This window comes from Rhizobium sp. USDA 3886 (assembly GCF_056279785.1).
In genome coordinates this window covers 2,659,703-2,680,269 of the sequence record NZ_JBWCDC010000001.1, presented here as the reverse complement: position 1 = coordinate 2,680,269, position 20,567 = coordinate 2,659,703, and the positions used below count along the sequence as shown (strand labels likewise).

Annotated in this window: 19 protein-coding genes and 1 pseudogene; 10 read left to right on the top strand and 10 right to left on the bottom strand. The window is 61.0% G+C overall.

Features of this window, described 5'->3' with window-relative positions; translation table 11 throughout:
* Positions 1–112: 112 nt before the first annotated feature.
* From ACZ9BX_RS13730 to ACZ9BX_RS13710, 5 genes and pseudogenes are all read left to right on the top strand, one after another.
* Positions 113–1,351 (top strand): MFS transporter, encoded by a 1,239-nt coding sequence (locus ACZ9BX_RS13730; RefSeq protein ID WP_476220015.1) that lies wholly within the window; start codon positions 113–115, stop codon positions 1,349–1,351.
* Positions 1,352–1,370: 19 nt separating this feature from the next.
* Positions 1,371–1,680, top strand: a pseudogene (locus ACZ9BX_RS13725) (VOC family protein); the annotation flags it as partial.
* 51 nt (positions 1,681–1,731) lie between these two features.
* The gene (locus ACZ9BX_RS13720) at positions 1,732–2,061 is read left to right on the top strand and encodes an ArsR/SmtB family transcription factor (RefSeq protein WP_476218514.1); all 330 of its coding nucleotides are present in this window, start codon (positions 1,732–1,734) and stop codon (positions 2,059–2,061) included.
* Positions 2,045–2,533 (top strand): SRPBCC family protein, encoded by a 489-nt coding sequence (locus ACZ9BX_RS13715; protein WP_476218513.1) that lies wholly within the window; start codon positions 2,045–2,047, stop codon positions 2,531–2,533. The genes ACZ9BX_RS13720 and ACZ9BX_RS13715 overlap by 17 nt, the downstream gene beginning before the upstream one ends.
* A complete protein-coding gene (locus ACZ9BX_RS13710; RefSeq protein WP_476218512.1) occupies positions 2,533–2,934 on the top strand; it encodes a GFA family protein in 402 nt (133 codons plus the stop codon). The genes ACZ9BX_RS13715 and ACZ9BX_RS13710 overlap by 1 nt, the downstream gene beginning before the upstream one ends.
* A 15-nt stretch (positions 2,935–2,949) precedes the next feature.
* Here ACZ9BX_RS13710 and ACZ9BX_RS13705 read toward each other — a convergent pair whose 3' ends face one another.
* From ACZ9BX_RS13705 to ubiE, 8 genes are all read right to left on the bottom strand, one after another.
* On the bottom strand, positions 2,950–4,611 hold the full coding sequence (locus ACZ9BX_RS13705) for a urocanate hydratase (protein ID WP_476218511.1): 1,662 nt from the start codon (positions 4,609–4,611) through the stop codon (positions 2,950–2,952).
* Positions 4,612–4,624: 13 nt separating this feature from the next.
* Positions 4,625–4,969 (bottom strand): TfoX/Sxy family protein, encoded by a 345-nt coding sequence (locus ACZ9BX_RS13700; RefSeq protein ID WP_476218510.1) that lies wholly within the window; start codon positions 4,967–4,969, stop codon positions 4,625–4,627.
* 3 nt (positions 4,970–4,972) lie between these two features.
* Complete coding sequence (locus ACZ9BX_RS13695) at positions 4,973–6,070, bottom strand: DUF917 domain-containing protein (RefSeq protein ID WP_476218509.1); 1,098 nt, start codon at positions 6,068–6,070, stop codon at positions 4,973–4,975.
* A complete protein-coding gene (locus ACZ9BX_RS13690; RefSeq protein WP_476218508.1) occupies positions 6,070–7,332 on the bottom strand; it encodes a Zn-dependent hydrolase in 1,263 nt (420 codons plus the stop codon). Before ACZ9BX_RS13690 ends, ACZ9BX_RS13695 begins: the two co-directional genes overlap by 1 nt.
* Positions 7,329–8,711, bottom strand: coding sequence for a dihydroorotase (locus ACZ9BX_RS13685; protein WP_476218507.1), 1,383 nt, complete (start codon positions 8,709–8,711; stop codon positions 7,329–7,331). Before ACZ9BX_RS13685 ends, ACZ9BX_RS13690 begins: the two co-directional genes overlap by 4 nt.
* 46 nt (positions 8,712–8,757) lie before the next feature.
* Positions 8,758–10,317, bottom strand: a complete 1,560-nt coding sequence (locus ACZ9BX_RS13680) for an aromatic amino acid lyase (protein ID WP_476218506.1) — start codon at positions 10,315–10,317, stop codon at positions 8,758–8,760.
* A 95-nt stretch (positions 10,318–10,412) separates the two neighbouring features.
* Entirely contained in the window at positions 10,413–11,987 is a 1,575-nt protein-coding gene (ubiB, locus tag ACZ9BX_RS13675; protein ID WP_476218505.1) for a 2-polyprenylphenol 6-hydroxylase, read from the bottom strand.
* Positions 11,988–11,992: 5 nt separating this feature from the next.
* Positions 11,993–12,769 carry a bifunctional demethylmenaquinone methyltransferase/2-methoxy-6-polyprenyl-1,4-benzoquinol methylase UbiE gene (gene ubiE, locus ACZ9BX_RS13670; RefSeq protein ID WP_027510849.1) on the bottom strand — a complete coding sequence of 259 codons (777 nt, stop codon included), beginning with the start codon at positions 12,767–12,769 and terminating at the stop codon, positions 11,993–11,995.
* A gap of 150 nt (positions 12,770–12,919) precedes the next feature.
* Between ubiE and mutM the strand changes: the two genes are divergently transcribed.
* The 5 genes from mutM to ACZ9BX_RS13645 all read left to right on the top strand — a co-directional run bounded on the left by mutM (position 12,920) and on the right by ACZ9BX_RS13645 (position 18,699).
* Entirely contained in the window at positions 12,920–13,810 is an 891-nt protein-coding gene (gene mutM, locus ACZ9BX_RS13665; protein ID WP_476218504.1) for a bifunctional DNA-formamidopyrimidine glycosylase/DNA-(apurinic or apyrimidinic site) lyase, read from the top strand.
* A 10-nt stretch (positions 13,811–13,820) separates the two neighbouring features.
* On the top strand, positions 13,821–14,594 hold the full coding sequence (locus ACZ9BX_RS13660; RefSeq protein WP_132560450.1) for an enoyl-CoA hydratase: 774 nt from the start codon (positions 13,821–13,823) through the stop codon (positions 14,592–14,594).
* 193 nt (positions 14,595–14,787) lie between these two features.
* A complete protein-coding gene (gene rpsT / locus ACZ9BX_RS13655) occupies positions 14,788–15,066 on the top strand; it encodes a 30S ribosomal protein S20 (protein ID WP_027510846.1) in 279 nt (92 codons plus the stop codon).
* A gap of 866 nt (positions 15,067–15,932) precedes the next feature.
* Positions 15,933–17,486 carry a chromosomal replication initiator protein DnaA gene (gene dnaA / locus ACZ9BX_RS13650; protein ID WP_132561100.1) on the top strand — a complete coding sequence of 518 codons (1,554 nt, stop codon included), beginning with the start codon at positions 15,933–15,935 and terminating at the stop codon, positions 17,484–17,486.
* A 130-nt stretch (positions 17,487–17,616) separates the two neighbouring features.
* The gene (locus tag ACZ9BX_RS13645) at positions 17,617–18,699 is read left to right on the top strand and encodes a saccharopine dehydrogenase family protein (protein WP_476218503.1); all 1,083 of its coding nucleotides are present in this window, start codon (positions 17,617–17,619) and stop codon (positions 18,697–18,699) included.
* Here ACZ9BX_RS13645 and ACZ9BX_RS13640 read toward each other — a convergent pair.
* A complete protein-coding gene (locus ACZ9BX_RS13640; protein WP_476218502.1) occupies positions 18,696–19,826 on the bottom strand; it encodes an ABC transporter substrate-binding protein in 1,131 nt (376 codons plus the stop codon). The genes ACZ9BX_RS13645 and ACZ9BX_RS13640 overlap by 4 nt on opposite strands.
* Positions 19,823–20,557: a siderophore-iron reductase FhuF gene (gene fhuF / locus ACZ9BX_RS13635; RefSeq protein WP_476220013.1), complete on the bottom strand. Its 735-nt coding sequence runs from the start codon at positions 20,555–20,557 to the stop codon at positions 19,823–19,825. Before fhuF ends, ACZ9BX_RS13640 begins: the two co-directional genes overlap by 4 nt.
* Positions 20,558–20,567: the final 10 nt, after the last annotated feature.

The window sequence follows — 20,567 nt, the reverse complement described above, 5'->3', positions numbered from 1 at the left end:
CTGGTATCTCCAAAACATATCAGAAACGTCAGTGCCATATATTGGACAACTTATGCCCTTCTGACTAGATGAATGGCGAAAGGCTTGAGCCATGCACAAGACCGCAGCCAGGATGAGCGACATTTCCCCGGTCGAGACGCCGGCGAAATCGCCGGCGAAAGAATACCTGACGCGCGGTACGGCTTCCTATCGCCGTGCCAGTCTTGCACTCTTCCTCTCGGGCTTCTCCACCTTCTCGCTGCTCTATTGCGTCCAGCCGCTGCTGCCGATCTTTGCGGATGAATTCTCCGCCAGCCCCGCGGAAAGCTCGCTGGCACTTTCGCTGTCGACGGGTTTCCTTGCCGTTGCCATTATATGCGCTGCCGCCGTCTCGGAAGGTCTTGGCCGCCGCAGCCTGATGTCGATCTCGCTCGTCGGGGCCGCATTGCTGACGATCGCTACGGCCTTTGCGCCGAGCTGGCATCTGCTGCTCGTCATTCGCGCACTGGAGGGTTTGGTGCTCGGCGGCGTTCCGGCGGTCGCCATGGCCTATCTCGCTGAGGAGATTGATCCGCGCGGCCTCGGCGCTACGATGGGCCTCTATGTCGGCGGCACCGCCTTCGGCGGCATGTCCGGCCGAGTGCTGACCGGCATCTTCGCGGAATATCTGAGTTGGCGGCCGGCGCTCCTTCTAGTCGGTGCCATCGGCCTTGCCGCAGCCATTGGCTTCATCGCCCTGCTGCCGCCCTCGCGGAATTTCGCCCGCCGCTCTGGATTCGATCCGAAGTTCCACCTAAGGGCCTGGCTCGGGCACGTCCGCAATCCGGCGCTGCCGTTCATTTTCGCCATTGCCTTCTTCGCGATGGGATCCTTCGTCACAATTTACAATTATGCCGGCTTCCTGCTTGTCGCAGCACCCTATGATCTGACGCAGACCGAACTCGGTCTGATCTTCGCCGTCTATCTCTTCGGCATCGGCGCCTCTTCGATCGGTGGCATCCTGGGCGATCGCTTCGGCCACTTCGCTGTCCTGCTGACGAGCATCGCAATTACCGCCGCCGGCAGCGCCCTGACGCTTTCCGCCTCCCTGCCGATCATCATTTTCGGCATTATCGTGCTCACCAGTGGCTTCTTCATGAGCCATTCGATCGCAAGCGGCCTCGTCGGCAAGCTTGCCAGAGGCACGAAGGGGCATGCCTCGTCGCTCTATATGCTTGGTTACTACGTCGGTTCGAGCGTCATGGGCTCGGCAGGCGGCTGGTTCTTTGCCATCGAAGGCTGGTCGGCTGTCGTCTTCTTCACGCTCGGCATGCTGGCCCTCGCCTTTGCGGCGGCCTGCGCCGCACGCAGCTTTTCGAGGAGAAAGTTATGATCCGCATCAGCGACCTCGAGGCCGCAAGGCACTGAAATTCGGCAATCAGAAGATCAACCTGCACCAGGTCGGACGCGAGTTCGTGCCCAAGGCAAGGCATCCGGCGCCGGGTTCTGCGGACCTCTGCTTTATCGCCGAGACAGCGCTTGCTCGAAGCGGCGGATGTTCCAATCGAGGTAGGGCCGGTCGAGCGCGCTGGCGCCACCGCTACTACCGGCTCGGTCTATTTCCTCGATCCGGATGGCAATCTCATCGAAGTATCCAACCGATCCTTTGAAACGCTGTCAGGCATAGGCTTGACAGGCGCCTTCGTCCGTACATATATTTAATCCATAGGTTAATTAACTGATGAGTTTACTGTGTCTGCCGATCGACTAAGCATGACGTTTTCGGCTCTGGCCGATCCAACCCGCCGCGCGATCCTCGCACGGCTGGCGCACGGCGAGGCTTCGGTATCCGAACTCGCCGAACCGTTCGATATGTCCCTCGTTGCCGTATCGAAGCATCTGAAAGTGCTGGAAAATGCCGGCCTCGTATCAAAAGGACGGCAAGCACAGTGGCGACCCTGCAGACTGGAGGCAGGGCCACTTCGCGGTGTTGATGACTGGCTCGACACCTACCGCCGGTTCTGGAGCGAAAGCCTCGACAGATTGGAAGCCTACGCAGCCACCCTCAAGCCAAGGAAGAACGAGGATGAAGGCAAGAAATGAAATCCGCGTCGCCGGCGGTCGCAGCCGTGAGATCGTGCTCACCCGCGAGATCGATGCGCCGCGCGAGCTTGTCTTCAGCCTGTGGACCGAGCCGGAGCACCTGATGAAATGGTGGGGTCCGCACCATTGCTCGGCATCCTCGGTTTCGGTCGATCTGCGCGAAGGCGGCGCCTGGCGTCATTGCATTCTCGGGCTGGACGGCAAGGAATACTGGAGCCGGGGCCGGTACGTTGAGATCAGTCCGCCGGAACGCCTCGTCTTCACCTTTGCCTGGGAAAATGACGCCGGAAAGCCGGAGCACGAGATGCGGGTAACCGTCGAGTTGGAAGAACGGGGCGATGGTACGCGCCTCACCTTCCGTAAGCGCGAGCTGCCGAGCGATACCGAATTCAAATTACAGTCGGAAGGTTGGCGCGAGGCGCTCGATAAGGCCGCCGCCTACGCGGAAGCCGCAGTCAAAAGGAGGAAGTAATGAAGAAGACCTATCACGGCAGCTGCCATTGCGGCGCAATCCGCTACGAAACCAGGCTCGATCTGTCGGCCGGCACGTTCCGCTGCAATTGCTCGATCTGCGTGAAGAAGCGCAACTGGCTGGCGGTGGCCCAGCCGGAGGATTTTCGCCTTCTATCAGGGGAAGAAAAGCTCGGAGAATATCAGTTCGCCTCCCGCAAACTGCATCATCTGTTCTGCAAGGAGTGCGGCATCAGCTCCTACAATTGGGGTGAAAACGAACATCTCGGCACCTTCTACGCGATCGCCGTAAGTTGTCTGGACGATGCGAGTGCTGAAGAGCTCATCGCCGCACCCATTGCCTTCGTCGACGGCCTGCGCGACCGCTATGACGGTCCGCCGGAGGAGACGCGGCATCTTTGATGGAACGCCGATATTTCAATCAAGCCGGATATACGGCACATCCTTCTTTTGCACTTCGTCCAGCGCTTCCTCGTATCCGGCGTCCGCATAGCGCATGACGCCGAGCGCCGTATCATTGGTGAGCGCATGGTCGAGGCGTTCGTCGGCAGCCGCCGTGCCGTCGGCGACGACAGTCACGCCGCAACTGGTCATGTAGCCGGCATAGCCGCCGCCGCCGGAATGGACGACGACGAGGTCGGCCATCGAGGAGCAGAGCATCATGGCATCGAGCAGCGGCCAGTCGGCGATCGCGTCGGAGCCGTCCTTCATGCGCTCGGTCATGATGTTCGGATGCGCCATAGCGCCGGCATCAAGATGATCGCGCGAGAAGGCGACAGGACCTTTCAGATCTCCACTGGCGACCAATTCGTTGACGCGGCGGGCAAGCGCGGTGCGCTCGCCGTGGCCGAGCCAGGCGATCCGCGCCGGCAGGCCCTCGAAGGGCACATGCTCGCGGGCAAGCCGGATCCAGTTGGTGATAATCTTGTTGTCCGGGAACATTTCGAGCAGCAGATCGTCGATCCTGGCGATGTCGCTTTCTTCGCCGGAAAGCGCCATCCAACGGAATGGGCCGATCGCCCGGGCAAACAGCGGCCGCAGATAGGCTTCGGTGAAGATCGGAATGTCGAAGGCGTTGGCAACGCCGCCTTCCTTCGCCTGTGTGCGGATCAAGTTGCCGTTGTCGAAGACTTCGGAACCTTTCTTCTGGAACTCCAGCATCGCCGTTACATGCTGAACGATCGAGGCGCGGCTTGCGGCCATCAACTGGCCCTGGCCGTCATCGCGAAGTTCCTTGACCTGGGCAAGGCTCATGCCCTTCGGCACGTAGCCATAGACGAGATCATGCGCCGAGGTCTGGTCCGTCACGATATCCGGCACGATGCCGCGCCGGGCGATCTCCGGGTAGATCTCGGCCGCATTGCCGACGAGGCCGACAGATAGCGCGCGCTTTTCCTTCACGGCCGTATCGATCATCTGCAGTGCGGTATCGAGATCAGGTGTGATCTCCTGCAGGTAGCCGATCTGCTGGCGCTTCTTCGCCCGCTCGGGGTCGATATCGACGCAGAGGATCGCGGCCCCTGCCATGCGGCCGGCGAGCGGTTGAGCCCCGCCCATGCCGCCAAGGCCGGCGGTGAGCACGAAGCGGCCGGAGAGATCGCCGCCGAAGCGTCGCTCGGCGATACGCATGAAGATTTCGTAGGTGCCCTGGATGACACCCTGGCTGCCGATATATTGCCAGGCGCCCGCCGTCAGCCCACCCCAGCAGATCAATCCCTTGCGCTGCAGTTCGTAAAACACTTCGGCCTTCGCCCATTGGCCGACGATATTGCAGTTCGCCATGATGACGAGCGGTGCCCTGGCATGGGTTTTCACGAGGCCGATCGGCTTGCCGGACTGGATCAGCAGGGTCTGATCCTCCTCCATCTCCGTCAGCGCCTTGACGATGCCCTTATGCGCCGCCCAGTTGCGCGCGGCCTTGCCAAGTGCCGCATAGACGACGAGATTGTCCGGGTCCTCGCCGACGGCAAGCACGTTTTCGAGGAGACGCAGCAACGCTTCCTGCCGCCAACCCTTGGCCCGCAGCTCCAGCCCGCCGGGAATCGGAAATTTTGGATGACGTGGATTAGGCTTCGGCATGGAATGTCCTTCCTCAAGTCCTGTCTTGTGATTTCCCCGGCAGCATCTCCACATAGGCGAGTGCCGCATCAAGCAGACGCTTTCGCAGTGCATCCTCGCCATACACATCGGCATTGACGCGCACCCAGCCTTGCATCAGGCGCCCGCCCGACAGCATCTGCACCGCTCCCGGTAGCGCCAGTGCCCACCCGTCATTGCCTTTGCCGAGCCGAACCAGCATGCCATCCTCTCGCGCACCACAGAGAAGGTTGCCGTTCAACAGAAAGCCCCAGCCGCCGAACATGGCCTTTTCGCTGAGACCAGGATGGCCGCTGAGCTCTTCTCTCATCAGTTCCTCAAGACCGGCATCCCGCGCCATAAGTCACGCCTTTGCCGCCAAGGCATAGCGCCCAATCTCAATACCCATCACTTCTTCCACGGGCGGGTAGACGGTTGGGTCGAGGACGCTTGCAGAAAGTGGAATGATTTCCATGGGTACATGTAGGATGAAAACCTGCATGCCGCCCTTGAGCTGGCCGACGCTGAGCGGCTCACCTTCCGGCGAAAGCGTCGTGATGACAGAGGGAAACGTCGCCACGCGCTTACCATCGGCATCGTCGATGGCCATGTATTCGTTCATCACATGCATCGTCACGGCTTTGGCGCCGGAGCCGACGACGATCGTGCCGATGTCGAAGGCTTCTTTGGTGTAGACGACATCCTTCATGGTAATGATGCCTTCAGCGAGGATGCTGCCGCCGGTTGTTTTGCAGATCGCATCGATGACGGCCGGTCCGCCCTTCTTCTCCGCCGCAATGATCGCTTCGCCGAGCGCAAGCGCCATCGAGATGCCGCCGAGTGCCGCATGCGTGCGCACATAGGATGCCTGCAGCGGATTGCGGCAGCTGGCGATGAAGCCGCCCGATTGGTCCGCGGCGGCTCGCAGGATCGGAGAGATCTTCGCGGTCGCACCCTTCACCACAAGCTCGATGTAGCGGTTCTCCGCGCGGTTTCCGCCAACGGCCGTCTGGATCATCTGCTCCGGCGAACCCGCCATGCCGATCGAGCCCATGTCGCCGGTCGGATGCGCCCGGATATCGCCAACCGCATCGACAACCTTCGTGCCGAGAATGGCCGAGGGCAGCCAGCCATTCAGCGTCGAGGATTTGCCGTTCTGCCCGATGATGAGCCCGGAGAGCTTTTCGCCGAGTTCGTCCTGAAGAAGCTGGACGGCTTTCACGTAATCGATGCCCTGCATTTCCCAAGGCGTCGTGGAGGCTGGCGCGCCGATCGCCGCTGCCGTCGCGATCCAGTCGTCGTCATTAAGTTCATCGATGGAAACGAGTTCCGGCTTGCCGATGCTGACCGCGGCATAACCCAGCATACGGCCGTGATCGGCCCAGCCGCCGCCGCCTGCTGCATAGACGGAGCCACCCTTGACTGCCGCCTCGACGTCCTTCTCAACGAGTATCCGTCCCATCAGGCCTTCTCCTTGCTCAGCGCCTTGTCCATCTCCCGCACCGCTTCGAAAAGCACCGCCGCGCCAAGCGCGATGTCGTCATTTTCCGCCCATTCGTCGGCCGAGTGGCTGCGGCCCTCCTTGCAAGGCACGAAGATCATTGCCGCGGGTGCCACCTTGGCGATCCAGGCGGTGTCGTGCCCTGCGCCGGATGCGATGCGCCGGTGTTTCGCGCCGACTGCGTCGCAGGCGCGCTCCAGCGTCTGCAGCAAGCTGGCATCTCCGGGTGTCGGATAGTTGTCTGAAACGCGTTTCGGTGGTTCGATCGTCACGCCGTGGGTGGTCGCAAGCTTGACGACATGCGCATCCAGCCATTCGCAGAAGGCTTCCATGTCGTTGCGGATTTCCGCGCGCCCGTCGATCAACAGCACGACTTTGGAAGGTACGACATTGGCCGCATTCGGCTCTATCCGGAATTCGCCGACGGTCGCGGCGAAATGGCCCGGCGTCTTCGCACGCTCGCCTGCCGCGTTGCGGATATCGAGCACCAGTCGCGAGGCGGCGACCAGCGCATCCGCGCGGCCATCCATCGGCGTCGTACCCGCATGGTCCGCTCGGCCTTCGACTGTAATTTCAATCCGGGTGATGCCAGCGATGGCCGTCACGATGCCGACGTCTTTCTTCTCGTTCTCGAGCACAGGCCCCTGTTCGATATGCAGTTCGAGGAAGCCGGCAATATCGGGCCGGTTCTGTTGCAGCAGCACGCTTGGACGGCCGCCGACTTGCGCAATCCCCTCAGCCAGGTCGCGGTCGCCGCTAGTGCGCGAAAGCCATGCCTCCGGAAGCTGCCCGGTCATGCCGCGGCTGCCGACGCACGAAACGCCAAAGATGCTGACTTCTTCCGCGAGGAAGTCGACGACCTCCAGATCGTGCTCTAGCACGATTCCCCGATCGTTCAGCGCCCGGGCGACTTCCAACGCCGAGATCACGCCCGCGATGCCATCAAAGCGCCCGCCATCCGGCACAGTATCGGAATGCGAACCGACCATGATCGTGCCAAGACCCGGTTTCGTCCCCACCCGGCGTCCGATCAGATTGCCGGCCGCATCGATCCGTGTCTCCAGCCCGGCCGCCTTCATGCGCGCTTCGATATAGGCGCGGCCATCGAGAAACAGCGGCGAGAAGGCCCGGCGTGTCCATGGATGATCGGGCTCGGTGATCTTTGCCAGTGCGTCGATATCCTCGGCGATGCGATCGGCGTTGACGGGCAGGTTGCGGCTCATGCGGCTTTTCCGGAAATGATCTGGCGCGGCAGCGGACGGACGAATTGTCCCGTGCCGGGCTCTGCAAGCACCTTCGCGCCATCGGCTATCTGGCTGCCGCGCAGATATGCCGCCGAAATTGTCCATGGCAAACGGATACCGCTATAAGGGCTCCAGCCGACGACGTTGTTACCGCTCACGGCAGCGTCGTAGACACTCTCTCGCGGCTCCAGCACGACGATGTCGGCGTCCTTGCCGGGCGTCAGTGCGCCCTTGATGTGGTCGAGGCGGAAATGCTTCGCCGGATTTTCGGCCATCAGCTTCGCGGCCCACGTGAGTGGAATGCCCCGCTCGAACGCTCCCTTGACGAAGAGCGGCACCATGACCTCGAGCCCCGGCACGCCCGAGGCATTCGCCAACATGTCCGGATTGGTCTTGCGGTTTTCTGACCAGCTCACATGGTCGGTCGACACCAGCCAGACATTGCCTTCCGCTATCTTGCGCCACAACGTTTCCACCTCGGCGCGCGGCCGGATCGGCGGATTGATCTTCGCTTTGCCGCCGAGGCGCCTCACGTCGTTTTCCTCGTCAAGCGTCAGGTAATGAATGCAGCATTCGACCGTCGCCTCGAAGCCGCCGCGGCGATAGGCACGGGCAATATCGTAGCCGCGACCGAGCGAGCAATGCACGACATGCGCCGGGCAGCCGGTATAAGCGCCAGTCTCGAAGATCGTGTGCATGGCGAGCAGTTCGGTGATCGGCGGGCGTGAAAGACCGTGGGCACGCCAGTCGGTCACGCCGCTTGCCTTGACCTTCTCCATGTAAGTTCGAACGGCTTCATCGTCTTCGTTGTGAACACCGGCCGTCAGCCCGGTCGGGGCGATTGCGGCAAAGCATTCGGCAAGGAGGGCAGGGGGAATGCGCGGGAAACGCTTCGCATCGGTCCCGAACGTCGAGAATTTGAAGGCGGCGACCCCGGCATCCACCATTTCGCGTATTCGGGCCGCACCTTCTTCAGGACTGACCGTGCCATAGAGAGCGAAATCGACACGCGCCTGCGGGCTCGCATGGTTGATCTTTTTCTTCACCGCTTCCGCCGAGCAGACGAGATTGCCTTCGTCATAAGGCATGTCGACGATCGTCGTGACGCCGCCGGCAGCCGCCGAACGCGTCGACCAGATGAAGTCCTCCTGATCCTTCTGGCTCAACGAATGCACTTGCGCATCGATCGCACCGGGCAGGATCAGCGCCTTGCCGAGCAAGTGCCGCTCCTTGGCCGCGGGCGGCACGCCGATGCCGACCTCGGCGATCTTGCCGTTGCGCACTGCAACATAACCCTCATCGAGGATGCGCTCCGGCAGCACGACGGTACCTTGCAAAACGAGATCGAAATCAGCCACGCTGTTTTCCTCCGGTTAAAAGCTCAGATGACGACCGCTTCCTGCGTCAGTCTCCGTCGATGCGTTCCACCGAGCCGAGGGCGAAGAAATCGTCGAAGGCGGCGATCGGAACAGGCTCGATCAGCTTCGAGACGAACTCATCGGACCCGAGTTCTTCCTCGATCGCTTCGACCTCCGCCGAAAGGGGGCGATCGACGGTGTAGAAATCGGCGTGCTTGCGGACGACATCGTAAATCATGCCCGCAACGCCCTCGGGCCGGTCGCCGAGAATGTCGGCCGCCTGTGATGCCAGCAGAGCCTCGAGAGCGGCAAGACGCTTCAGCGCCCGCATCTGCCGCTCGAAGCGCTCGATCACCAGCGGCAGGAAAGCCGCTTCGTCCTCAAGCCCCGCCGCAACCACCAGCGACTGGGCGGACACCGGGTTGGACATGGAAAGCACGCGTGAAAAGATCTCGCCGGCGAGCTTGATGATCGGCCCGAAGCCGGTCGCAATCCGGCCGGGCGGCACGAGGTTCACGGGCAGGTCGCGCCGCTGTCCGTTGCCGAGCAGGACGCAGCGGTTGAAAGAATTGCGTGCCGCATGCGCCATGCAGAGTGCTGCCGATTCGAGCAGGATCGTTACATCGAGAGGTAGCGAACCGCCGGACGTCATCACCCGGCCCTCGACGACGACCGGATTGTCGTCCGAACGGCCGGTGGCAGCAAGGATCTTGTGACCGGTCGAAAGTAGGTTCTCGATCACCGCGCCGAAGACCTGGGCGATCATGCGAAGGCTGAGCGGGTCCTGCACGTGGGTGGCCACCGGCCATTCCCAAGCCTCTGATGCATTGCACAACCACGAGCCGATCAGCGCTTCCCGCGGGGTGCCGACATGGCGTACTGCCCGCCAGGGGTCGCGTGACGCGCCAAGAGCGCCGGCCGCCATCATGCCGGTTGCGAGCAGAACGCGAATCGAAGCCGCCGCATTGCGCGTCGCCTCGGCGGCAGATGCAAAACTCACCGCGTTGATGCTGAGCGAAGCAAGGCTGTCGCGCGGCGCCATGGTGACCGGTTCCAGCCCCGCCGCCTGGAAGGCGTCGGCCGCCTGCATGCGCTTGCCGCGATAGACGGCTTCGCCGACGCCGGTCAGAACCGCTCCGATCTGTCCCATGAGGCCGATATCGGCGCAACCGATCGAGCCCGTGCGCCGCACGAGCGGGATGAGGTCAGCCCTGAGCAGCCGCAGATAGGTTTCTATGAGTTCCGGCGTACACCCGACCTGGCCCGTCAGCGCGGTATTGACGCGGATCGCCATGGCGTTCCGCACGACAGCGCTGGAAAAGGGCGTGCCGGTGCCGAAGTGATGGGCGCGCACGAGGCCCAGGTTGAAGGTATCGAGTTCCTCCGCCGACCATTCGACGTCCTTCATCGCGCCGACGCCGGTAGTGGAACCGTAAACGGGAATGCCAGCCCGGATCGCTTCTTCGACGACGGAACGCGCGATCGCCACGCGTGCCATGCCCGTCGGCGAAGCTGATAGCGCCACCCTGCCGGACCCTATCCTCACCATGTCGCCAAAGCCGAATGGTTGGCCGGAAAGTTCGATGCCAGGGCGTTCATGCTTCATCTGCAGGTCTCCTTGAATGCGAGACTAAGCGAGCACTGCGCATTGTGGGATATCCCAAATGCCGAACACAGCATGTGATTGTTTGTGTCTGAGCCTCAGCTCAACATCCAGGCTATATAGAGAAGCGTCAACGCGATAATCCAGAGCGCGAGGCGGCCGGATCGGCTGTATCGTGCCTCGGATTTGCCGATCGCTTCCGCTGTCTGCGGATCGAAGCGCAGTCCATGCTCGCTCATATGCAGCAGCTGGTGATGGAATTTCTCGGTCTGCGCGGCGATTTCCGGAACGGCTTCCGCAAGCTTCACGGCAGCCTTCAGCCCATCCTTGAGATCGGTGACGACCCGCTTCGGGCCGAGATTATTGCGAATCCAATCTCCGACGACTGGCTCCGATGCCTTCCACATGTTGAAACGCGGGTTCAGCATGCGCGAGACGCCTTCGACGACCACCATGGTTTTCTGCAGCATCACCAGCTCGGGCCGGGTCTGCATGTCGAAAAGTTCCGTCACCTCGAACAGCAGCGTTAACAGCTTGCCCATCGAGATCGTTTCGGCCGGCTGGCCATGGATCGGCTCGCCGATCGCCCGGATTGCTTGCGCGAAGCTTTCGACATTGTGATGGCCTGGCACATAGCCCGCCTCGAAATGGACCTCTGCAACACGCACATAGTCGCGCGTAATGAAGCCATAGAGGATTTCGGCGAGGAAGCGCCGTTCCTTCTTTCCAAGCCGACCGACAATCCCCATGTCGACGGCGACGATCATGCCGCCCGAATCGACGAAGAGATTGCCGGGATGCATGTCGGCATGGAAGAAGCCATCGCGCAGCGTGTGGCGCAGGAACGATTGGATCAGCCTATCGGCAAGCGTGTTAAGATTGTGCCCGGCGCTGCGGAGCCCCTCGACATCGGACATCTTCGTGCCGTCGATCCACTCCATGGTTATGACGTCGCGGCCGGTGCGCTCCCAATCCACCTTCGGAACGCGGAAGCCCGGATCCTGCCCCGTGTTTTCGGCAATCTCCGAAAGGGCCGCCGCTTCAAGCCGGAGATCCATCTCGACTTTGGTCGACTGCTCGAGGGTCTTCGTCACTTCGACCGGCCTCAGCCGCCGGCTCGAAGGCATGAAGCGCTCCTGCACACTGGCGACGAGGTACATCGCCTCGATGTCATGGGCGAAGCGCTGCCGCACACCGGGACGCACGACCTTGACCGCGACCTTCCTGCGGCCATTGGGGGTATTCACCTCTGCAGGATGCACCTGCGCAATAGAGGCTGCGGCAATCGGATCGTCGAAACTCGCATAAAGCTCTTCGATCGGGCGGCCGAGCGAACCTTCGATACTTGCCTTTGCCGCCGCAATCGGGAAGAAGGCCATCCGGTCCTGAAGCTGCGAAAGGTCGTCAGCGAACTCCACGCCTACGACATCCGGCCTAGTCGCCAGGAACTGCCCAATCTTCACATAGGAAGGTCCGAGCCGCTCGACTGCCTGGGCCAGCCGATCGCTGCGTTTTTTGGTTTTCGCCTGGCTGCGCGCAAACAGGCCGACAAAGGATTTCGCGACGCTAACGGACGGCGGCAATCCCTCGGAGGGCAAGGCCGAAACAACGCCCTCGCGCACCAGAATCCAGCCGACCCGCACGAGCCGGAAATATGCTCCGAAAGCACTCATTTAGATCAAAGTTTCCAGCCCGAGTGCAAGGCCGCGATCCCGCCGGTATAGCTGGTGTAGGTCACGCGCGAAAAGCCGGCCTTTCGGATCATTTCCGCGAAGTTTTCCTGGTTCGGGAACTTGCGGATGGATTCGACGAGATACTGATAGGGCTCGGCGTCACCGGTAATCGCCTTGCCGAACCTCGGAATGGCGTTGAAAGACCAGGCCTCGTAGACCTTGTCCAGAAGAGGCATGTCCACTTCCGAAAATTCCAGCACGAGCAGCCGACCGCCGCGCTTCAGCACGCGAAAGGCTTCCGCGAGCGCGACGTCGATGCGCGGCACGTTGCGGATGCCGAAGGCGATCGTGTAGGCATCGAAGCTGCCGGCCTCGAAGGGCAGGTCCTCGGCATTGGCCTCGATGAAGGTAAGATTGTCGGAGAGTTTCTTCTTCTCTGCCCGCTCTGAGCCGACGCCCAGCATGGAGCCGTTGATGTCGAGCACGGTCGCGTGCGCCATGCGGTTCGACGCCTCAACGATACGGAAGGCGATGTCGCCCGTGCCGCCCGCTACATCCAGCACCTTGTAGCCCGGTTCCTTGCGCGGATTGAGCGCCGCAACCATCGCATCCTTCCAGGCGCGGTGCATACCCATCGACATCACATCGTTCATGATATCGTAGCGTCTGGCGACCTTGTGGAAGACGTCGTTGACGAGACCCTGCTTCTCGCCGCTCGGCACCTCGCGGAAGCCGTAGGACGTTTCCATGCCGCCATCGGCGGAAGTGCGGCTTTCTGGCATCGGACTACTCCGTTACTCGAAATCGGTACGCGACCATAGCGAAAGGTCGCTTAAGACGCTATCTGTGGGGGCGGGTAATACCCGCGGCTTACTGGCGCTATAACCCACATCGTCCGCAGTTGAAACACGTTTAAATACAGATGGGTTAAGATGCCGGAATTGCCAGAAGTCGAAACGGTGAAGCGCGGTCTTTCGCCCGCCATGGAGGGTGCCCGCATCGAGAGGCTGGAGCTTCGCCGCGGCGATCTGCGCTTTCCTTTTCCGGAAAATTTCGAAGACCAGGTTTCAGGCCGCACCATTATCGGACTTGGCCGCCGCGCCAAGTATCTGCTGATCGATCTCGACAGCGGCAAAACCATTATCTCCCATCTTGGCATGTCCGGCTCCTTCCGCATCGAGCAGGGGCCAGTCAGCGAAACGCCTGGCGATTTTCGCTACGAGCGGTCGAAGGACGAGAAGCATGACCATGCGATCTTCCATCTGGAAGGCAAGGGTGGTGAGCGCCGCGTCATCTATAATGACCCGCGCCGCTTCGGCTTCATGGATATCGCCGATCGGTCTGAGCTTCAGAACAGTCCTTTCCTCTTCGGCCTCGGGCCGGAGCCGACCGGCAACGAGCTGAGCGCCACTTATGTTGCGCAGCGTTTTGCCGGAAAGGCACAACCGCTGAAGGGTGCGCTTCTCGACCAGAGAAACATCGCCGGGCTTGGCAATATATATGTCTGCGAAGCGCTTTGGCGCGCGCATTTGATGCCGACGCGTGCTGCTGGAACGCTGGTCAGCAAAACCGGAAAGCCGAAGGAGCAGCTAAACCTTCTCGTCGCATCGGTCCGCGATGTCATCGCCGATGCGATCAAGGCCGGCGGCTCGTCACTTCGCGACCATATCCAGACCGACGGCTCGCTCGGCTATTTCCAGCATTCCTTCTCGGTCTATGACCGCGAAAGTCTGCCTTGTCGCACACCCGGTTGCGGCGGTAGGGTCTCGCGCATCGTGCAGGCAGGGCGTTCCACCTTCTATTGCCCGGACTGCCAGAAATAGGGAGAGAAACATGGCCTATGAAACGCTGATCGTCGAAACCCGCGGCAATGTCGGTCTGATTACGCTGAACCGGCCGCAGGCGCTGAACGCGCTGAACTCCACGGTACTCAAGGAATTGAAGCATGCCTATGCTGATTTCCACGCCAACGAGGCGATCGGCGCAATCGTTCTGACGGGCTCGGAACGCGCTTTCGCAGCCGGCGCCGATATCAAGGAAATGCAGCCGCTGCAGTTTGCAGATATCTATAAGGCCGAATTCATCAGCGGTTGGGATGAGATTGCCAAGGCCCGCAAGCCGGTGATCGCTGCCGTCAGCGGCTTCGCGCTCGGTGGCGGCTGCGAGCTGGCGATGATGTGCGACTTTATCATTGCATCGGAAACCGCGAAATTCGGTCAGCCTGAAATCACGCTCGGCGTCATCCCCGGCATGGGCGGCTCGCAGCGCTTGACGCGTATGGTCGGCAAGTCGAAGGCGATGGATATGGTGCTGACCGGCCGCATGATGGACGCGGCGGAAGCAGAACGTGCAGGGCTCGTTTCTCGTGTGGTCGCACCGGAACGGCTTCTCGACGAAGCGCTGGAGGCAGCGGCCAAGATCGCGTCGCTGTCGCAGCCCTCGGTGCTGATGGCCAAAGAGGCGGTCAATCGCGCGCTGGAAACCACGCTGGAGGAGGGCCTGCGTTTCGAGCGCCGTCTGTTCCACAGCCTTTTTGCAACGGAAGATCAGAAGGAGGGCATGGCTGCCTTCATCGAGAAGCGCAAACCGGCCTTTAAACACCGCTGATCTTCATTCCACGGAGAAAGGCGGCGTTTCCTTGAAAATGCGCGTTGACGCGGGTCGGCTTTAGAGCTATATGCCCGCCCACGGTTCGGGAAGCCGATCAGGTTTTCCGTTTATGCTCCCGCATTGCTGGATATTGTGGCCGCAAGGCCCGCGGTAATGCCGGAGTTTGTTCGAATTCTTGAGAGAGGCATCCATGGCCAATACAACTTCGGCGAAAAAAGCGACCCGCAAGATCGCCCGCCGTACCGACGTCAACAAGGCTCGTCGCTCGCGCGTTCGCACTTTCGTTCGCCAAGTCGAAGAGGCACTCGCGGCTGGTGATGCTGCAAAGGCAAAGGAAGCCTTCCTCGCAGCTCAGCCGGAACTGGCGCGCGCTGCAAGCAAGGGCGTGCTTCACGCCAACACGGCATCCCGCAAGGTCTCGCGCCTCGCTGCTCGCGTGAAGGCGCTGTCGGCAGCTTCGGCCGCATAATCTTTCGTTAACAGATTGATCGTTATGATTAGCCCGGTAATCAAGCCGGGCTTTTTCGATTCTAACGATCTCCGCCGGATTGGTTAATTTAGCGACTGTTTCGTGTCACTGAGGTGACACGAAAAAATGTTTAAAATCAAATAGTTGCGCAAGGATGTTTCCAGCTTGGGCGACTCTCCTGCCTTCCGGCGGGCTTAGTTGTGAGTCAAGCGGATTTTTATTTTTTTTCTTTCAATGCGTGTCCAAAATACCCACTTAGGGAATCTCCTTGATTCTCCTGCGATTCTTTTTTGACATTGGCGTGACGCCCAAAAGCGGGCGCCGGAGTCAATGGCCGCTTCTTAATTTTGCGTAAAATTCATCATTGATCTCCGCAACTGATCCTGCCTAAATGGCGTCCAGCAAAGGGCGCGGACATCACCTGCAAAGGCTTAGTCAAAACTGCCACACCGGCAGGCCGATGGGTTTGTGCCATTTGCTACGGAGCAGTTTATCTCTCCGTTTTTTCAAGCACTTGAGCAATTTGCGCCGGGACCGTGGCTGGTCGCGGAACGAGGATGCTTTGTGCGCTCAGCGGCTGCACGCCTAAGGTGAGCCGAAGGGGATGGGGATAGTATATTTGCGTTTGGGCGGTTGGCCGGGAAACGAGGCCTGGCAGCCACCTTGGCGTAGTGAACATGACAGGGACCGCATGAACGCGGTGTCTGCCACGGTCCTCTGCGTCGGTCTCGCTAGGCGGGACGGTGTTTGTGTGAACCGGCATGCATGATGGCCTATGAACGGGCTGCCGGCGTGCCAGAACGGGGAAAATTGATCGGGCGGCTGGCTGATATCCGCCCGATGAAATCAATTTGGAAGGCGGCATGATGCAAGTGAATTCATTGACGACGGGTGCTCTTGAAAATGGGGATAAGGCACCGCAGGCGTTTAGCTCTATTTGCCCGGATGCGGCGGGGGAAAAAGGAGAGATGAAGCATGGCATACTTTTCGAACGTGTCGGTGCGCGTCTGAAGGCCCAGGTTGGTCCGGACGTTTATGCAAGCTGGTTCGCACGTCTGAAGCTGCATTCGGTTTCAAAGAGCGTCGTGCGTCTTTCGGTTCCCACCACATTTCTCAAGTCGTGGATCAACAACCGTTATCTCGATCTCATCACCGGCCTTTTCCAGCAGGAAGATGCTGAAATCCTGAAGGTGGAAATTCTCGTCCGTACAGCAGCGCGTGCCGGTCTGAAGCCGGTGGATGAGGTGGCTATTCAAGAGCCGGCCTCCCAGATGGCACCGATGCGTCGCCCTCTTGCTGCTCAGCCTGCAGGTCAAGTGGTTCAACAAGCCGTTTCGGCTGTTGCTGCAGCGCGTCCCGCGACGGCTGGCCAGCCCCTCTTCGGCTCGCCGCTCGACTCGCGCTTCACCTTTGACACTTTCGTCGAAGGCAGTTCGAACCGCGTCGCGCTTGCGGCAGCAAAGACGATCGCGGAAGCAGGGCAGGGTGCTGTGCGCTTCAATCCGCTCTTCATTCATTCGAATGTCGGTCTCGGCAAGTCCCACCTTCTGCAGGCGATCGCCAATGCAGCGGTCCAGAATCCGCGGGCGCTGCGTGTCGTTTACCTAACTGCTGAGTATTTCATGTGGCGTTTCGCGACGGCGATCCGGGACAACAATGCGCTGACGCTGAAGGACTCGCTCCGCAATATCGACCTTCTGATCATCGACGACATGCAGTTCCTGCAGGGCAAGATGATCCAACATGAGTTCTGCCATCTGCTTAACATGCTGCTCGATAGCGCCAAGCAGGTGGTGGTTGCCGCCGACAGGGCGCCTTGGGAGCTTGAATCGCTCGACCCGCGGGTACGTTCCCGTCTGCAGGGCGGGGTGGCGATCGAACTCGATGCGCCGGACTACGAGATGCGCCTCGAGATTCTGAAGCGCCGCCTGGCTGCGGCCCGTCTAGAGGATCCGTCTTTGGAAATCCCGGCCGAACTGCTCTCGCACGTTGCCCGTAGCGTGACGGCAAGCGGCCGCGAACTCGAAGGCGCCTTCAATCAGCTGATCTTCCGGCGCTCCTTCGAGCCGAACCTGTCGATCGAACGGGTGGATGAGCTACTTGCCCATCTGGTCGGTTCCGGCGAGCCACGCCGTGTGCGCATCGAAGACATCCAGCGCATCGTCGCGCGCCACTACAATGTCTCGCGTCAGGAACTGGTTTCGAACCGCCGCACGCGCGTTATCGTCAAGCCACGGCAGATCGCCATGTATCTCGCGAAGACGCTGACGCCGCGCTCCTTCCCGGAAATCGGCCGCCGCTTCGGCGGACGCGATCATACGACTGTGCTGCACGCCGTTCGCAAGATCGAGGAATTGATTGCGGGAGACACCAAGCTTTCGCATGAGGTCGAGCTTCTGAAGCGCCTGATCAACGAATAATCGGCGATCCTCCACCCGAAATTTGCGGCCGGAAGCAATTCCGGCCGTTTTCTTTTATGAGTTCTTTATTCTATACAGCCGCACACCGTGAAATGAGCGCCGGAATTCGACGGCGCATGGGAGGGCAGACATGAGTTTCAAAAAGATCGCCGTTCTCGGCCTTGGTAAGGTCGGACGGCTGGCCGCAACGCTTTTGCATGAGGGCGGCTTCGAAGTTAGGGGCGTCGATGCGCAATTGCCGCAGGCCGAAGTGCCGTTCACATGCCGTGCTGGCGATATTTCCAACTCGGCCTTCGTGACGGAGGTGCTTTCCGGCATGGAAGCCGTGCTCTCCTGTCTGCCCTATCACCTCAATATCGAGCTTGCACGGGCCGCCCACGCGGCAGGCATCCATTATTTCGATCTGACGGAAGATGTTCCGACCACCAATTTCATCATCGAACTCGCAAAGACGTCGCGCGGCCTGATGGCTCCGCAATGCGGCCTAGCGCCAGGCTTCGTCGGCATCGTCGGTGCAAGCCTTGCTGATGGGTTTGATCGCTGCCGCTCGATCCGCATGCGTGTCGGCGCCCTGCCACAGAACCCGACGGGTCTGCTCGGCTATGCCTTCAACTGGTCGCCGGAAGGCGTCGTCAACGAATATCTGAACGATTGCGAAGTCATCGAAGGCGGCATGCGCAAGCTCGTCTCGCCGATGGAATGGCATGAAACGGTCTATGTCGAGGGCGTCAAGCTCGAAGCCTTCACCACGTCGGGCGGTCTCGGCACGATGTGCGATACGCTGCACGGCAAGGTCGACAATCTCGACTACAAGACGATGCGCTATCCGGGCCATATGGACCTGATGAATTTCTTCTTCCATGAGCTGCTGATGCGGGACCAGCGAAAGCTCGCCGGCGAAATCCTGACCAATGCTAAGCCGCCGGTCGAGGACGATGTGGTCTATGTCCATGTTGCTGCCGAAGGCACGGAGGCAAGAAGCCTCCGCCGCAAGGAGTTCGTGCGGGCCTATTATCCGATCGAGATCGCCGGCGCGCGCCGCACGGCGATTGCCTGGACGACGTCGGCTTCCGTCGTCGCCGTCATCGAAATGGTCCGCGACGGCCTGCTGCCGGCAACGGGCTTCCTGCATCAGGAGCACATCCCGCTCGACATGTTCCTGCAGACGCCAACCGGAAGCCTGTTCAAGGCCAGCGCTGCAAGCCACCGTTAGGCCTTCAGGCTCGTCCAATAGGCGCCTTCGATAGGCACGGCCGCAAAGCGATCGTTGAGCTCGGCAAGACTGCTTGCCGGGTCGACATCGCCAAAGAGGTCCGGCCGGACCCAGGTCGCCACCGCTTCGGCTGCCAGAATGTTGAGCGGCACGGCATTGAAGAAGTTCCATAGGCCGTGGACCCTGCCTTCCCGCACCGCCTTCAGCGGCGCAAGATTCGGCATCTTCACCGTTTCCCCAAGCGAGCGGCGCGCTTCCGACGGATCGACGCCGGGACCGACGGAAAAAGCCGTGTAGGTTCCGCCGGGCGATCCGGTAGCAATGTAGACATCCGGATCGGCTGCGAGGATATATTCCGCGGTCACCGGTCCGCCCTGTGGCGGCAGGTTCTTGTCGGCGGCGTTGCGGCCGCCTGCCAGCACTATCAGTTCTCCGAGCCCGGTGCGGCCGATCGCCCAGCTTCCGCGGACATCGCTCGGATAGGCATCCATCAGCACCAGAGGGCCGCTATCTGTCGTACTCGCTGTCGTGGCTTTGATGCGCGCCAGCCGCGTCTCGAAGAACCTCGCAAAATCCTCGGCCTGCTGATCGCGCTCGAAGATCCGGCCGAGAAGGCGCATGTCGCGCGGTGTGGTTCTCAGCGGGTCGCGACTGAAATCAACGACGACGACCGGGACCCCGACCGATTCGAGGTATTGCATCGCGCGCCGGCCGAGTTCGCTATCAGCCTGCCACATGCCCATGATCGCGAGATCGGCATTGAGCGACAGCGCCGCCTCGAAGGACAGGCCATCCGCCTGCCCGTTGCCAACGTAAGGCACGGCCTCGATTGCTGGAAATTTATTCCGGAACGCCTCGTAGATGAAGGGATTGTCACCTTTCATGTCGTTCGCCCAGCCGGCGAGCAAGCTGACGGGATCAGGATCGATCAGCGACAGGGCGATAAGGTTGAATCCCGTCCCAAGGATCACGGCTTCCGGTCTCTTTTGAATGGTCGCCGTCCGCCCTATGGCGTCAGTCACCGTTAGCGGCCAGCGGGATTGTGCCCTGGCAAGATAGGGAGCGCCGGCAGCGGCTGAAGCCGCCGCAGCGAGAAAGCTGCGCCGCGTCATGGAAGATCGTGTCATTGCGGGTTCCTCTGGCTTGGCAATGCGCAGAGCTTGCCGCAGCTTGGAATTCCAGGAAGCATGTATCGAAGGCAGCAGACCTTTCGGCGTGCGACCTGCTCACCTTCTTCATCCAGATAGCTCACGCAGCCGCAAAACGGATTTACGCCGCCATCCGGCAGACATCCGCGCAGGAAGAGTGGAAGGTCGGGGCCGCCGCCTGAGGGCTCTCCTCCCGTGAGCCGCAATGCGTAATCGATATAGACGGCAGCGTTGTTCCAGCAGAGCTTTGCCGAGATGCCGCAGGCCTTCAACCGCATGACGGCCTCGCCGAGATGGGTTTCAAGCAGGGGACCCACGGTCGCGAAACTCTCGGTCTCGATCTCGCTTTCGATCGTACCGGCATGCGGAACGCCAAAGGCGCGCGGCAGGCCGGTATCCTCCAGTGCGATCGTCATCTCCTCGAAGGCGACGGGAAGGGCCTGCGCGGCCAAGCGCCGAGCAAGCAGGTAGGGAATCGAGAGCCCGGAGAAGTAATAGAGCGACCACATGGAAACGATGGCGCGCCGGTCACTGCCGCCGGAAACCTCCGCATAGCGGTCGATCGCCCGCTGAAAGCCGCCGTCCCGGAAAAAGGCCGGCAGTGGCACACCGCCGGCAAGGTCCTCGCTCAGCATCATCTTGTCCCGGCACCAGGAATGCTCGCCGGAAAAGGCAGGCGACAGGTCACGCGGCCTGTCTTGCATGTTCATGTCCTGACGC

What these genes read in the sequence shown, in the direction of transcription:
- ACZ9BX_RS13700 (WP_476218510.1), bottom strand. Translation starts at nt 4,969, where the DNA reads ATGGCGCGGGATGCCGGTCTTGAGGAACTGATGAGAGAAGAGCTCAGC.
- ACZ9BX_RS13730 (WP_476220015.1), top strand. Translation starts at nt 113, where the DNA reads ATGAGCGACATTTCCCCGGTCGAGACGCCGGCGAAATCGCCGGCGAAA.
- ACZ9BX_RS13690 (WP_476218508.1), bottom strand. Translation starts at nt 7,332, where the DNA reads ATGAGCCGCAACCTGCCCGTCAACGCCGATCGCATCGCCGAGGATATC.
- ubiE (WP_027510849.1), bottom strand. Translation starts at nt 12,769, where the DNA reads ATGCCAGAAAGCCGCACTTCCGCCGATGGCGGCATGGAAACGTCCTAC.
- rpsT (WP_027510846.1), top strand. Translation starts at nt 14,788, where the DNA reads ATGGCCAATACAACTTCGGCGAAAAAAGCGACCCGCAAGATCGCCCGC.
- ACZ9BX_RS13695 (WP_476218509.1), bottom strand. Translation starts at nt 6,070, where the DNA reads ATGGGACGGATACTCGTTGAGAAGGACGTCGAGGCGGCAGTCAAGGGT.
- ACZ9BX_RS13640 (WP_476218502.1), bottom strand. Translation starts at nt 19,826, where the DNA reads ATGACACGATCTTCCATGACGCGGCGCAGCTTTCTCGCTGCGGCGGCT.
- dnaA (WP_132561100.1), top strand. Translation starts at nt 15,933, where the DNA reads ATGCAAGTGAATTCATTGACGACGGGTGCTCTTGAAAATGGGGATAAG.
- ACZ9BX_RS13705 (WP_476218511.1), bottom strand. Translation starts at nt 4,611, where the DNA reads ATGCCGAAGCCTAATCCACGTCATCCAAAATTTCCGATTCCCGGCGGG.
- ACZ9BX_RS13720 (WP_476218514.1), top strand. Translation starts at nt 1,732, where the DNA reads ATGACGTTTTCGGCTCTGGCCGATCCAACCCGCCGCGCGATCCTCGCA.
- ACZ9BX_RS13680 (WP_476218506.1), bottom strand. Translation starts at nt 10,317, where the DNA reads ATGAAGCATGAACGCCCTGGCATCGAACTTTCCGGCCAACCATTCGGC.
- mutM (WP_476218504.1), top strand. Translation starts at nt 12,920, where the DNA reads ATGCCGGAATTGCCAGAAGTCGAAACGGTGAAGCGCGGTCTTTCGCCC.
- fhuF (WP_476220013.1), bottom strand. Translation starts at nt 20,557, where the DNA reads ATGAACATGCAAGACAGGCCGCGTGACCTGTCGCCTGCCTTTTCCGGC.
- ubiB (WP_476218505.1), bottom strand. Translation starts at nt 11,987, where the DNA reads ATGAGTGCTTTCGGAGCATATTTCCGGCTCGTGCGGGTCGGCTGGATT.
- ACZ9BX_RS13715 (WP_476218513.1), top strand. Translation starts at nt 2,045, where the DNA reads ATGAAGGCAAGAAATGAAATCCGCGTCGCCGGCGGTCGCAGCCGTGAG.
- ACZ9BX_RS13710 (WP_476218512.1), top strand. Translation starts at nt 2,533, where the DNA reads ATGAAGAAGACCTATCACGGCAGCTGCCATTGCGGCGCAATCCGCTAC.
- ACZ9BX_RS13645 (WP_476218503.1), top strand. Translation starts at nt 17,617, where the DNA reads ATGAGTTTCAAAAAGATCGCCGTTCTCGGCCTTGGTAAGGTCGGACGG.
- ACZ9BX_RS13660 (WP_132560450.1), top strand. Translation starts at nt 13,821, where the DNA reads ATGGCCTATGAAACGCTGATCGTCGAAACCCGCGGCAATGTCGGTCTG.